The 13,328-nt window shown below is 59.0% G+C and carries 9 protein-coding genes and 1 pseudogene; 4 read left to right on the top strand and 6 right to left on the bottom strand.

Annotated elements, in window-relative coordinates; translation table 11 throughout:
* The 3 genes and pseudogenes from AC1DRJ_RS10775 to AC1DRJ_RS10785 all read left to right on the top strand — a co-directional run.
* Positions 1–232, top strand: a pseudogene (locus AC1DRJ_RS10775) (chemotaxis protein); the annotation flags it as partial.
* Between the two features lie 115 nt (positions 233–347).
* Positions 348–620 carry a type II toxin-antitoxin system Phd/YefM family antitoxin gene (locus AC1DRJ_RS10780; RefSeq protein ID WP_305424106.1) on the top strand — a complete coding sequence of 91 codons (273 nt, stop codon included), beginning with the start codon at positions 348–350 and terminating at the stop codon, positions 618–620.
* The gene (locus AC1DRJ_RS10785; protein WP_477802121.1) at positions 617–949 is read left to right on the top strand and encodes a type II toxin-antitoxin system RelE/ParE family toxin; all 333 of its coding nucleotides are present in this window, start codon (positions 617–619) and stop codon (positions 947–949) included. Before AC1DRJ_RS10780 ends, AC1DRJ_RS10785 begins: the two co-directional genes overlap by 4 nt.
* Before the next feature lie 18 nt (positions 950–967).
* Here AC1DRJ_RS10785 and AC1DRJ_RS10790 read toward each other — a convergent pair whose 3' ends face one another.
* The 5 genes from AC1DRJ_RS10790 to AC1DRJ_RS10810 form a co-directional block, all read right to left on the bottom strand.
* Positions 968–1,570, bottom strand: coding sequence for a DUF924 family protein (locus AC1DRJ_RS10790; RefSeq protein WP_477802122.1), 603 nt, complete (start codon positions 1,568–1,570; stop codon positions 968–970).
* Positions 1,571–1,573: 3 nt separating this feature from the next.
* Positions 1,574–2,584 carry a class 1 fructose-bisphosphatase gene (locus AC1DRJ_RS10795; protein WP_477802123.1) on the bottom strand — a complete coding sequence of 337 codons (1,011 nt, stop codon included), beginning with the start codon at positions 2,582–2,584 and terminating at the stop codon, positions 1,574–1,576.
* A 224-nt stretch (positions 2,585–2,808) separates the two neighbouring features.
* The gene (locus AC1DRJ_RS10800; protein ID WP_477802124.1) at positions 2,809–4,170 is read right to left on the bottom strand and encodes a DUF3999 domain-containing protein; all 1,362 of its coding nucleotides are present in this window, start codon (positions 4,168–4,170) and stop codon (positions 2,809–2,811) included.
* Positions 4,167–7,751 (bottom strand): DUF2339 domain-containing protein, encoded by a 3,585-nt coding sequence (locus AC1DRJ_RS10805; protein ID WP_477802125.1) that lies wholly within the window; start codon positions 7,749–7,751, stop codon positions 4,167–4,169. Before AC1DRJ_RS10805 ends, AC1DRJ_RS10800 begins: the two co-directional genes overlap by 4 nt.
* Before the next feature lie 220 nt (positions 7,752–7,971).
* The gene (locus AC1DRJ_RS10810; protein ID WP_477802126.1) at positions 7,972–10,422 is read right to left on the bottom strand and encodes a glycogen/starch/alpha-glucan phosphorylase; all 2,451 of its coding nucleotides are present in this window, start codon (positions 10,420–10,422) and stop codon (positions 7,972–7,974) included.
* Positions 10,423–10,681: 259 nt separating this feature from the next.
* Here AC1DRJ_RS10810 and AC1DRJ_RS10815 point away from each other — a divergent pair, with 259 nt between their 5' ends.
* The gene (locus tag AC1DRJ_RS10815) at positions 10,682–11,122 is read left to right on the top strand and encodes a YkgJ family cysteine cluster protein (protein WP_477802128.1); all 441 of its coding nucleotides are present in this window, start codon (positions 10,682–10,684) and stop codon (positions 11,120–11,122) included.
* A 189-nt stretch (positions 11,123–11,311) separates the two neighbouring features.
* On the opposite strand, the gene typA is transcribed toward AC1DRJ_RS10815, so the two are convergent.
* Positions 11,312–13,132: a translational GTPase TypA gene (gene typA / locus AC1DRJ_RS10820; protein WP_477802127.1), complete on the bottom strand. Its 1,821-nt coding sequence runs from the start codon at positions 13,130–13,132 to the stop codon at positions 11,312–11,314.
* Between the last annotated feature and the right edge of the window lie 196 nt (positions 13,133–13,328).

Here is a 13,328-nt window from a genome sequence, read left to right on the forward strand (position 1 = left end):
CCTGGACAGCGTGACGCAGCGCATTAGTGAAATCGACGGGATGAACCAGTCGGTGGCCACTGCGACTGAAGAGCAGACCGCTGTGGTGGAGTCGATCAACGTCGACATTACCGAGATCAACACGCTTAACCAGGAAGGCGTGGAGAACTTGCAGTCGACCTTGCGCGCGTGTGCTGACCTTGAGCAGCAGGCGGCGCGGTTGAAGCAATTGGTGGGTAGCTTCCGGATCTAACGCGCTTCAGGCCCCTTCGCGAACAAGCCGCTGAGACAACGCCGGTCAGCAGCTCCAGACGTAGGACTGAATTAAGACTAAACTCGGTCCTACTCAACCTGGCGAGGCTCTCCCCATGAAGCTTTCATCTCAAATCAAGCCCATCAGCTACCTGAAAAGCCACACCGCTGAAATTGTCAAAACCATTACAGAAAGCCGTGAGCCCTTGGTCATCACCCAAAATGGTGAAGCAAAGCTCGTGGTAATGGACGTGAAAAGCTTCGAAGAGCAGGAAGACACGATGGCCCTTTTAAAACTCTTGGCAATGGGTAATCGTGAGATTGAAGAAGGCAAATTTCGCGATGCCGAAGACGTCTTCGCTGAACTGGACAAGGCTGACCATCAATGAGTTTAAAGGTCGTCATTCTTCAGTCCGCCGAAACAGACTTAAAAGAACTTCGTACCTGGCTCATCAAACAGTTTTCCACCCAAACCTGGCAAAGCACCTACACCTCTTTGAAATCAGCTACCCGCCACTTGGGAACACAGCCCTATTCAGGATCAATCCCTGAAGAAATCGAGAAGCTCCACCTCAGTCAGTACCGACAAATACTCTCAGGAATGAACAGGATCATTTATGAAGTACGAGACCAAACGGTCTATGTCCACATCATTGCCGATACCCGGAAAAAACTGCCAGCACTGCTGATGAAACGCCTGTTTCAAGGGGGTCTGTGAGTTCAAGGCGCATCGCATTTAAAAATGTGAGCCGGGTCTGGTGAGAAATGCCAACTCCTCAGCCGTAGACTCCCTTCCCAACACCGCATTGCGATGCGGAAACCGTCCAAACTGCGCAATCACGTCCCGATGCCGCTCGGCAAAATCCAGGTTATCGGCAAACACTGCCCGATCAGCCTCCGGTTGCTGCGCCATCAATTCGATGAACCGCGAAACGGCTTCTTCCTGCACTGCCAGGTGCTCGCAATGCTCCATCACCAGGTAGATAAATACCCGCTGAACAGGCCTCAACTGCCGATCAAAATCCGCAGCAATGCCTTGCGCCACCAGTGCCTGAGCCCTGAGATCGCCGGAATAGGATTTGCGAGTATTGCGATAGATCATTCGCGGGAGCTGATCGAGCAGTAGCACCAGTGCCAGCCAACCTTCGGGGCGTTGCGCCCAGTCAGTCAATCCGCCGGCCAGTGCCTGCTCGACCCAGTCCCCGAAACGCGTCTGCGCTTCGAGGTCCTGGCTGCCACGCTTGCCGAACCATAACCTGCCCTTGTCAGCCGCTGTTTCGTTCGCTGATTCGGAAGATCCGAACCACCAATCGAGCAACGGCTGCCAGGGCGCGGTCATGGTTTATTCCTTGTGGTAAGCCGTGATGCGTTCGACTTCTTCTTTGGAGCCCAGGAATACGGCAACACGCTGGTGCAGGCCGTCAGGCTTGATGTCGAGGATGCGTTGATGGCCATTGGTGGAAGCGCCGCCGGCCTGTTCGACCAGGAACGACATCGGGTTGGCTTCGTACATCAGACGCAGCTTGCCCGGCTTGGACGGCTCGCGGCTGTCGCGTGGGTACATGAACAGACCGCCACGGGTCAGGATGCGGTGCACGTCCGCGACCATCGCGGCGACCCAGCGCATGTTGTAGTTCTTTTTCAGGGGGCCTTCTTCGCCAGCCAGCAATTCGCCGACGTAGCGTTGTACCGGCGCTTCCCAGTGACGCTGGTTGGACGCATTGATCGCGAATTCCTGAGTGGAGGCCGGGATTTTGATGTCTTCGTGGGTCAGCACGAAGCTGCCCATTTCGCGGTCCAGAGTGAAGCCTTTTACGCCGTCGCCCAGGGTCAGGATCAACATGGTCTGTGGACCGTAGATCGCGTAACCGGCAGCCACTTGCTCGGTGCCTGGCTGCAGGAAAGCCTTTTCGTTCAAGGGCTCATTCTGGCTCAGGTATTCGTTCGGGCAACGCAGCACCGAGAAAATCGTACCGACCGGCGCGTTGATATCGATGTTCGACGAACCGTCCAGCGGGTCGAATACCAGCAGGTACGCGCCTTTCGGGTATTTGCCCGGGATCTGGTAGGCATTGTCCATTTCTTCTGACGCCATGCCGGCCAGGTGACCGCCCCATTCGTTGGCTTCGAGCAGGATCTCGTTGGAGATCACGTCGAGTTTCTTCTGCACTTCACCTTGGACGTTTTCAGTGCCCATGCTGCCCAGAACACCACCGAGGGCGCCTTTGGACACGGCGTGGTTGATCTCTTTGCAAGCACGCGCCACCACTTCGATCAGGAAACGCAGATCGGCAGGAGTGTTGTTGCTACGGGTCTGCTCAATCAAATAGCGACTCAGGGTAACGCGGGACATGGAAGGCTCCGGTGGAATGGGGGGCTAAAAACCCGCGCAGTTTAACGCGAGTCGAGGCGCATTTCCTCCTATCAGACGTGATACACCCAAGAGAGTTCATGCGCGGGGTTTAGCGTAGTTCGAATTGGGGCGGATGTGGACCGGCGGCAGGTGGCAGTTTCAAGATTTTCTTTGCCTGATAGTCAGCCTTCGCGAGCAAGTCGAATGGTGCGCAGCACCCGCTTTCAGGGTTTGGCTGGAGGCTTGCGCAGCAAGCTGACCGCCATCGCCGCCAGAAACAGCACGCTGAGTAACAAAACTCCCCACAACCCGAATTTTTTCCAGTTCGTGCCAGTGGTCACCGTCGATGCAGGCGTCACCATCCCCTCGCCCTCCACGGTGGCTTTACCCAATGTCGCCAGCTTCTGAGCGCTGTAATCCGGAATCAGCGTCGATAACGGCAAGCTCGCTGCTTTCACCGTCGCATTCCCCAGCGCCAGCGTATAAGGGCCTGGCCCGCGCGCGAGGAACACCAGCTGCGTCGGACGCACGGCATATTTCACCGTTGGCGCTTCGGCGCCCAAGCCGCCACCGCGCTCGTCCACGAACAGTTTCAACTGCTGTACGGTTTGCCCCGGTAGCAGCAACTCGTTCTGCACCACGTCCTGGCCATTCTGGGTCAGGCGATACAGCAAACCACTGCCCAGCGGCTGCCACGGCAGGCTGCTCTCGCGGCGACCGGACAAGGTGACCGGCGCCAGACTGTTGGGCTGACTCAGTTCGACCTGCAAACGCTCGACATTCAGCCCCATCGGTAATTGCCAGGTGTATTCACCGGTCTTCACGCTGCTGCCGGCCAACGGTTGCGACCAGACCAACGACAGCGGCAGGCTGCGGCTGCTTGCACTTTCCAGCTGCGCCGACGTCAGCACGGGCGCCAATTGTGGTGAACTCCACAGCAAGCGCAGATAGCGCGCCGATTGCCCCGGCAGAGCGACTTCATGCTGCTCGACCCGTTCGTCGGCAAACGTCAGCCGTGCGACCTGCCCCTTGCCCCACGACTGCCAATGCTGCAAGTCGTCGCTGGCTTCGATGCTGAATTGCTGGAAGCCGTCGCGTTCGCTGGTCCAGTCAAGGACCAATTGCTGCAACGGCGCCTTGATGGCGCTGGCATCGAGCAACCAGCCGCGCAGCACTTCCTCGCCGGCTTCCAGCTGAATGGACGGCTGTACTTCGACCAGCGCGCCGTTGGCACTCGACTGCACTCGCACACTGGGCGCGTGTTCGGTGGAATCTGCCGAGTTGTACAGCGGGAACCACTTCACATCGGTCAATGTGCGATTTTCGCGGGTCTGGGCCGGTTCTCTCGCCATGGCATACGCCTGAACCTGACCAGCGGCGTTGAAGACTCGCACATCACTCAGGTTGGTTTGCCGCGCCTTCAACTGCACGTTCAATGGCAAATCGAGGCGATACCACGGGCCTTCGCCGCTCACGGACAACGGCACTTGAGTGGTGAAGTCCGCCGGTTGTTCCTGCGCGCTGACTGACAGCGTCACTCCCAGCGCCATCGCGCCCAACCAACCCAGGTTCAGCTTCTGAATCAAGACGACACTCCTTCGGTTTCCGGTGCCGGTGTTTCAGAATCCGGCGCAGCCTCGACACGCTTGGGCGGCAGCGGCGCGAAATAGCCCACCACCAGCAGCAACACGCCAACACCGATAAACGACACGATCCGCGCGAGCCCGCCGCGGTTACTCAGTTCCACAAAGAACAGCTTGGCCACCACCACGCCAATCAACGCCGCACCGATCAGCCAGACCTCGCGACGATGGCGCAAATGACCGCCGATCATCAGGCTCAGCGCCATCAGCGTCCAGACGATAGACAGGCCGGCCTGAACCAACGTTGATTCAAGTAACGCATCGAACTCGAACGGCACACCACCCCAATGGTGCGCCGCGCGCATTACCAGCACAGTAAAGAACATAAACAGTGAAACCCCGGCGAGCCATTGCGTGGCGTGTTCGGCGTAGTCCTTGCGAATCGCCAATTGCGTCACGGCGCTATGCGACCAGACGTAGACCCCGAAGAGCGCAAACAGCAGGCCCAGCTCCAGCGGGTTGATCAACGGCACGTATGGCAGCGGTTCGGCGGTACCGTCGCTGACCACATTCGTCAGCCAAAACCAGCCGAGCATCAGCAGCGCCAGCGGTGCCGCCGCATACAGTCGGTATTCGCGCGGATACGCCGACACCGGCCATGGCCAACTGCGTGGTGCAGCCATCAGCAGCAGATACAGGCTTGGCAGAATTGCCCAGCCCAACCAGCGCCAGGCGTTGTATTGCTCAGACAACAGCAGGAGGCCATACCGCAACTCCAGCGCCAGCACGCCGATCAACAGCCAGCAACCGAGCACATGCGCCGTGCTCACAGCGCGCGCGGGCAACATGGGCGCCAGTCGCTTCAGCGAGACGAAATGCACGACGAACACCGCCGCCCACGCCAGCCAACCAAAACTGGCCGCAGGGTGATAACGCGAGTGCCACGCCGCGAGCAGCACCACGCCCGCGGCCGGCATCAGCAAGGTGCAGAGCAAACCCAGAGAGGACCATTTCAAGCGCAGCGCCAACAGCGTCCAGAGCGCCACGCTAATGGCCGCGATCACCAGCAACAGCGTCGCTTGCAGATTGACCGGGGCAAAGCGCAGCACTTCACTGATCCAGGCCAGTGCCCACCAACCCGCACCCCAGACCAGCAGCACGTCGGACAAACGCCTTAAACTCAGCACCTCGAATGCCGAAGCATGATTGCCAAATTGCAACCGCCACGCACCGACCAGCGCCGCCGAACCCAATACCAACGGAGTCCAGAAACCGCTGTGAGCCAGCGGACTTAAACCCTCACTGGCCAACGGTCCGAGCAGGGCCGGCCCCGCCATCACAAATGCCACGCCACCAATCACCTGCAACATCAAACCGAAGACAAAACTGACGCGCAGCTTCAGAAACAGGCTCAACCAGATGATGAACAAACCACTGGCCGCCCACACCGCGCTCGCGGTTTGCCACGGCAGGACGAACAGTACGGCTAGGTTGATCAGTACCAGACCGGCCAGCAACACCACCGACACGCCGAGCAACAGTCGCGTGTCGCTGCGCACCATCTCATCGCGCGCGGCCTGCAGCATGCCGACGATCAACGCCAGACCGATCAGAGAGGCGCTGAGCAAACCGTTCCAACCAGCGTTGAACACCGCCGCGGACTCACCACCGCCACCTTCCAGCCGCAACAGGAACAACGCACCACCGAGCAACTGCACGACAAACGCAGTGAACAGGAACGTGCGTGATTGCAGGCGCAGACCGACAAACAACGTCGCCAAACCGGCCAGCGCCCAACTGATCGCAGTGCCCTGAGTAAAGAAAAACAAGGGCGCCAGGAGATAAAGAAACGTCAGACCGAGGCACGCCAGAACCGCATTCCATCTGCGCTCCCATTCCACCGTCTGCCCAGGTGCCGCGTTGCGCAATTGATAGAAGCTGAACAGCAACGCCATGCCGAGCATCAACGCGCCCAACGGAGCGCCGTCGAGCAGGCTGCTTTCGCCGATCCGCAGCTCGCGGATAAACGCCAGTGCCGAGCCCAGTTGCAGCAGCAAGGCAAAGGCCCGTGCCGTGGGTCGTTGCTGACGCAGGCAGAGCCAGAAGATCCCTGCGCCTTCAACAGCCCAGGCAGCGGCGGTCCAGCGTGCATCGAGCCCCAAAGGAATTGCCAGACTGGCGAAGATCACACCCAGTGCCAGACAGGTTTCTGCCAGCAACAACGCGCGGCCGCCCATCAGCATACGAGTCAAGCCCATGTAAATCATGCCCAACGTCAATGCGCTGAAAGCTGCTGCAAACTCAATGTGCTGGACCAGTGTGAATTGCAAACCGAATCCCACCACGGGTGGGCCAAACAGCATCGTACCGTCGACGTAATCGCCCTTGCCCGCCGACCAGCGCAGCAGTGCCTCGCGGCTGTCGTCTTCCGGCGCATCGTTCATTGCCAGCAACTTGCGCCGGGTGAACAACAGACCAATGGCCAGGTACATCAGGAAAAACACAATCAGGAACGGCTCGATACTCCACAGCAACTCCGGCGTGTAGGAACGCAGCCCCCAAGCGAATCCGATGCTGAACGTGCCGGCAAAGCCGATCAGGTTAAGCAATCGCCAGGCCTTGAACCAGGCGATGGTGAGAATGCCCGCGTTGAGCAAGGTGAAGTAGCTGAACAGCGCGACGTGGTTGCCGGCACCGGTAGAGGTCAGAATCGGCGCGGCAAAACCGCCCATCGCGGCCACGCAGGCCAGCGCCAATGAATCCTGGGTGATCGCCAGAATCGCTGAGAACGCCGTCACCGCCACCAGCAGACCAAGCGCTGCCGACGGATCCAGCAGCGGATGCAGACGCATGGCGGCGAACACCGTCAGGTACAGCACGGCAATGCCGGTGCCTTGCAGCATCAACGCGTAATTATTGTTGCGATGACGCAGCCACCAACCCAAACCGAGTAGCCCTAACGCAAACGCCGCGACACCGGCGTAACGCAGCTCAATCGGCACGACCACGCCTTCGGTCGCGTAACGCAGTAGAAAGGCCAGACCGAGGAACAACAGCACCACGCCAACCCGCAGCACGGTGTTGCCACCGAAGAGCCAGGCGCGGGCGCCGCTGATGGCGCGATCTATGAGGTTAGGACCGCGCGGGGTGACGGGGGCTTGCGGCTCGGGTTTCCAGGCATCGGCAGGTAGAGGCGGACTGGTTTCAGTCGCCAAAGCGGTGATCGGTTCGAGTTCGGGGGGCAGCTCCCAGATCAGTTCCGGGGTGTCGACAGGGGATTCGTCGGGGGCAAATTCAGCAGGCCCAATGGGTTCGCTGGCAGCCGGCTCGCTGGTTTCAGGCGCTTTGACTCCGGACACCTCCAGCAAGGCCAGGCGTTGCTGCACTGCACTGAGCGCAACCTGCGTCTGCTCCAGCAGAAGGTGCAGCCTGGCAGCTTGTGATCCTAAACGGGCGATGCGGATAGCCAGGCCAATACCCAAGCCGAGCAAAGCGCCCAACAGCGCATCATCGAACGATTCGTCGAATATCCAGCCGAGCATCCAGCCGAGTGCCAGCCCGATCAGTATGAAAATCCATTGCATGGTCGATATCCCTAAGCAGCCCATTGCCTTGTGGCGCCTKCACTGACGTCATCGCGGGCAAGCCACGCTCCCACAGGTCATGCGCCATTCTGACGGCTCATGCAATCCTGTGGGAGCGTGGCTTGCCCGCGATTGAGCGCGCAGCGCTCACTGAAACTGGTGCTTAGTATATCGGCCAGGCCCAACCCCGTCGGGCCTTGCACGCAATTATTGCGAAAAGTTACTCCAGTGCCTTCCAGATTTCGGTGGCGTACTCGCGAATGGTCCGGTCTGAAGAAAACCAACCCATCCGCGACGTGTTCAACACTGCCGAACGCCACCATTCCTTGGAATCGTGCCAATGGGCTTCGACGCGCATCTGCGCACTCCAGTAAGAGTCGAAATCGGCGCACACCAGGAAGCGGTCGTAATCCACCAGCGAATCAATCAGCCCGGTGTAACGCGATGGATCATCCGGCGAGAACACCCCGCCGCGAATCGCTTGCAGCACGTCATTGAGTCGATGAGACGCCGCGATGTCCGGTGTCGCATTGAACTCGTGGTTCTGCTTTCGCGCTTCAACCTGCTGCGCACTGAGGCCGAAGATAAACATGTGTTCGACACCGATGCGCTCGGACATTTCTACGTTGGCCCCATCCAGGGTGCCAATGGTCAGTGCACCATTAAGGCCGAACTTCATGTTACTGGTGCCGGATGCCTCGAAGCCTGCGGTGGAAATCTGTTCCGACAAATCCGCCGCCGGAATAATGCTCTCCGCCAGGCTGACGTTGTAGTTGGGCAGGAACACCACTTTGAGCAGGCCGCGCACGGTCGGGTCGTTGTTCACTACCCGGGCGATGTCGTTGGTCAACTTGATGATCAGCTTGGCCTGGTGATAACTGGCGGCAGCCTTGCCGGCGAAAATCTTCACGCGCGGCACCCAGTCGATTTCCGGCTCGGCCCGAATCGCCTGATACAACGCCACGGTGTGCATCAGATTGAGCAGCTGGCGTTTGTATTCGTGGATCCGTTTAACCTGCACATCGAACATTGCCGCCGGGTTGACCGCCACCCCCAGACGCTCGTGAATCAGGTAAGCCAGGGCTTTTTTGCTGTGCAGCCGCTGTTCGGCAAACGCCTTGCGGAACGCGGCTTTTTCGGSGAACGGCTCCAGGTCGAGCAAGCGCCCTTCCGGGTTATCCCGCAAGTCCGGCCCGAGGACATCGACCAGCATGGACGTGAGTTCGGGGTTGGCCTGGTAAAGCCAGCGGCGGAAGGTGATGCCGTTGGTCTTGTTGTTGATCCGGTCCGGGTAGAGCTTGTGCAGTTCGGAGAACACGGTTTTACGCATCAGCTGCGTGTGCAGCCCCGACACGCCGTTGACGCTGTGCGAGCCGAGAAACGCGAGGTTGCCCATGCGCACACGGCGACCGTTGTCTTCTTCGATCAATGACACCGCGCGCAACACGTCGAAGTCATGAATGCCTTTGGCGCGCAGGGAGTCGATGTGTTGGGCATTAATCAGGTAAATGATCTGCATGTGTCGCGGCAACATCCGCTCCATCAGACCGACCGGCCAGGTTTCCAGCGCTTCGGGCAACAGCGTGTGGTTGGTGTACGACAGCGTGTCGACGGTGACTTGCCACGCCGCATCCCACGCCACGTCATACACATCGACTAGCTGGCGCATCAATTCGGCCACGGCAATCGAGGGGTGAGTGTCGTTGAGCTGGATCGCCGCGTGATCGCCCAGGGTCAGCACCGAGGTGTGCATGTTGCGATGGCGGCGCAGCAAATCCTGCAAGGACGCGGCGACGAAGAAGTATTCCTGGCGCAGCCGCAGCTCCTGGCCGGCTTCCGTGCTGTCCGCGGGATAAAGCACGCGAGAAATACTTTCGGCACGGGCTACTTCCGCTACTGCACCCAAGTGGTCACCGGCGTTGAAGCGCTCCAGGTGCAAATCTTCCATCGCCCGGGCACGCCATAGACGCAGCGTATTGACGCTCGCCCCACGCCAGCCAACCACCGGAGTGTCGTAAGCAATTGCTCGCACGGTTTCCACCGGGGTCCAGACTTGCTTGGATTTACCGTTTTCATCGATGACGGTTTCAACGCCGCCGCCGAAGCCGATCGGGTAAACGACCTCAGCCCGTTCAAATTCCCAAGGGTTGCCGAAGTCCAGCCAGTGTTCGGTCTGCTCCTGCTGCCAGCCGTCGACGATGGCCTGGCGGAACAAACCGTGTTCATAGCGAATGCCGTAGCCGTGGCCGGCGATGCCAAGGGTCGACATGCTTTCCATGAAGCACGCCGCCAGACGACCGAGGCCGCCGTTGCCCAGGGCCGCGTCGGGCTCCAGCAGGCGAATGCGTTCAAGGTCGACACCCAGCTCGGTCAATGCTTCACGGGCGACGTCGAGCAGGCCAAGGTTGCTCAGGCTGTCGTAGAGCAGCCGGCCGATGAGGAATTCCAGTGAGAGGTAATAAACCCGTTTCTGCCCTTTACGGTAAATTTGCCGGGTGTGGTCCATCCAGTGCTCGACCATGTGGTCTCGTGCTGCCAACGCAATAGCTTCGAACCAGTCATGGTCGAAGGCATGATCCGGGTCTTTACCCACCGCGTAGGTGAGTTTGGTCAAGACGGCATCGCGGAATGCGGCCACCTCTGCTTCGCGAACAAGTGGTTCTTGAGTCATCGATAGGACCTCGAGCGAGCGTGGAGTTGTTGAGCCTAGACGGTCTGACAGACGGTGGGGGCTCGGGTTCGGCAGTTTTTCCTGAGAGTGCGAGATAGGTTGGCATTACAGCGTCGTGTGCCTGATTCAATGCAGGGGCCGTGCCGGATTTATGGTGCCATTCGGGTGCTACAGAAAAAATCTGGCGAAAGGTTGTTCAAAAATCCACCAGTCCCGGTATGATCGCGCGCCCTGATGCACGTGCTGGTAACAACCGATGATGAAACCCAACCTGATCGCCGCCGCTGAGATCGATCGCCTCGATACCTGGGCCAAGTACTCTGCGCCGATGTGCGGTTCCTGCGTGTCCAGCTGCTGTACGCTGCCGGTCGAGGTCAAGATCAAGGACCTGATCCGCATCGGGATCGTCGACGAGTTCGAGCGCGGCGAGCCGGCGAAGAACATCGCCAAGCGCCTGCAGAAGGAAGGGATCGTCGAGCGTTACAGCCAGAAGACCGAGATCTTCACCCTCCAGCGCATGAGCAACAACGATTGCCTCTATCTGGATCGTAAGAGCCGTCTGTGCACTATTTATGAAAAGCGCCCGGACACTTGCCGCAATCACCCGAAAATCGGGCCGCGRCCAGGGTATTGCGCATACAAGCCTAAAGAAGTGGCACGCGAGACCAGCGCCAGCCGCCGGCCACTCGATAAGTTTTAACCCCACCCTGATCATTCCCACGCTCCGCGTGGGAATGCAGCCCGGGACGCTCCGCGTCCCATGCCGAAGCGGACGCGGAGCGTCCATTGAGGCATTCCCACGCAGAGCGTGGGAACGATCACCCCAGACAAACAAAAACGCCCCCGACCTTGCGGTCGGGGGCGTTTTTTTGTTCGCTAACTAAATGACTTAGTTACCGGACTTCTTCGCAGCGCGGGTACGCTCGCTTTCGCCCAGGATCTTCTTGCGAAGACGGATGGACTTAGGAGTGACTTCGCACAATTCGTCTTCTTGAACGAATTCCAGAGCCTGTTCCAGGGTGAAGCGGATAGGCGGAACCAGAGCGATGGTTTCGTCTTTACCCGAAGCACGCATGTTGTCGAGCTTCTTGCCTTTGGTTGGGTTGACGCCCAGGTCGTTGTCGCGGCTGTTGATGCCGACGATTTGACCTTCGTACACGTCTTCACCGTGACCCAGGAACAATTTGCCGCGAGCTTGCAGGGTTTCCAGCGAGTAAGTCAGAGCCTTACCGGTAGCAACCGAAACCAGCACGCCGTTCTGACGGCCGGACATATCGCCGGACTTCATCACGTCGTAGCGGTCGAAGATCGAGGTCAGGATGCCTGCACCGGAGGTCAGGGTCAGGAACTCGTTACGGAAACCGATCAGACCACGGGCCGGGATGTTGTACTCAAGGCGCACACGGCCCTTGCCATCCGGAACCATGTTGGTCAGGTCGCCTTTACGGATACCGATCTGTTCCATGATCGAACCTTGCGATTCTTCTGGCAGGTCGATGGTCACGTTTTCGTACGGTTCGTGCTTAACGCCGTCAACCATGCGGATGATCACTTCCGGACGACCAACACCCATTTCGAAGCCTTCGCGACGCATGGTTTCGATCAGTACCGAGAGGTGCAACTCACCACGGCCGGAGACTTTGAACTTGTCGGCGCTGTCGCCTTCTTCAACGCGAAGAGCAACGTTGTAGAGCAGTTCTTTGTCCAGACGCTCTTTGATGTTACGGCTGGTGACGAACTTGCCTTCACGACCGCAGAACGGCGAGTCGTTCACCTGGAAGGTCATGGAAACAGTTGGTTCGTCAACGGTCAGCGGCTTCATCGCTTCGACGTTCAGTGGGTCGCACAGAGTGTCGGAGATGAACAGCTGGTCGAAGCCGCTGATGCAGACGATGTCGCCGGCAGCTGCTTCGTCAACGTCGATACGGTGCAGGCCGTGGTGACCCATCAGCTTCAGGATACGACCGTTACGGCGCTTGCCGTCGGCGTCGATAGCCACAACTTGAGTGTTCGGCTTGACGCGACCACGGGCGATTCGACCAACGCCGATAACACCCAGGAAGCTGTTGTAGTCCAGTGCCGAGATTTGCATCTGGAACGGACCGTCACGGTCAACTTGTGGAGCCGGTACGTGGTCAATGATCGCCTGGTACAGCGGGGTCATGTCTTCAGCCATGTCGGTGTGTTCCAGACCGGCAATGCCGTTCAGGGCCGAGGCGTAGACGACTTTGAAGTCCAGCTGTTCTTCGGTAGCACCCAGGTTGTCGAACAGGTCGAAGATCTGATCCAGAACCCAGTCCGGACGCGCGCCTGGACGGTCAACCTTGTTGATGACCACGATTGGACGCAGGCCGGCTTCGAAAGCCTTCTTGGTCACGAAACGGGTTTGCGGCATAGGGCCGTCTTGAGCGTCAACCAGCAGCAGAACGGAGTCAACCATCGACATTACGCGTTCAACTTCGCCGCCGAAGTCGGCGTGGCCCGGGGTGTCCACGATGTTGATGTGGTGGCCGTTCCAGTTGATGGCGGTGTTTTTCGCCAGAATGGTAATACCGCGCTCTTTCTCCTGGTCGTTGGAGTCCATCACGCGCTCGTCGTTGAGCTCGTTGCGCTCCAGGGTGCCGGACTGACGCAAGAGTTTGTCTACCAGGGTGGTTTTACCATGGTCAACGTGAGCAATGATGGCGATGTTGCGTAGATTTTCGATCACTTGTGTATCTCGATCAGAGGATTCGGTGTGCTGACAAGTCTTGGCAGCGATTACAGTAGAGTCAGGCCTTGCCGTTACAGCTTGACGGCAGAGTCGGGGGGCCGGTGACGCAGGCCACAGGCATACAGCCCCGGGCTCTTAGCTCGGTCGATAAACGCGCACATTGGCATGCCCCTCACTGAGCAAATGGTGGGCA

The sequence above is a fragment of the Pseudomonas sp. P5_B2 genome, assembly GCF_056400445.1.

Bases quoted from the DNA above. Each gene is read 5' to 3' on its own strand.
- AC1DRJ_RS10785 (WP_477802121.1), top strand. From the start codon at position 617: ATGAGTTTAAAGGTCGTCATTCTTCAGTCCGCCGAAACAGACTTAAAA.
- AC1DRJ_RS10795 (WP_477802123.1), bottom strand. From the start codon at position 2,584: ATGTCCCGCGTTACCCTGAGTCGCTATTTGATTGAGCAGACCCGTAGC.
- AC1DRJ_RS10790 (WP_477802122.1), bottom strand. From the start codon at position 1,570: ATGACCGCGCCCTGGCAGCCGTTGCTCGATTGGTGGTTCGGATCTTCC.
- AC1DRJ_RS10805 (WP_477802125.1), bottom strand. From the start codon at position 7,751: ATGCAATGGATTTTCATACTGATCGGGCTGGCACTCGGCTGGATGCTC.
- AC1DRJ_RS10780 (WP_305424106.1), top strand. From the start codon at position 348: ATGAAGCTTTCATCTCAAATCAAGCCCATCAGCTACCTGAAAAGCCAC.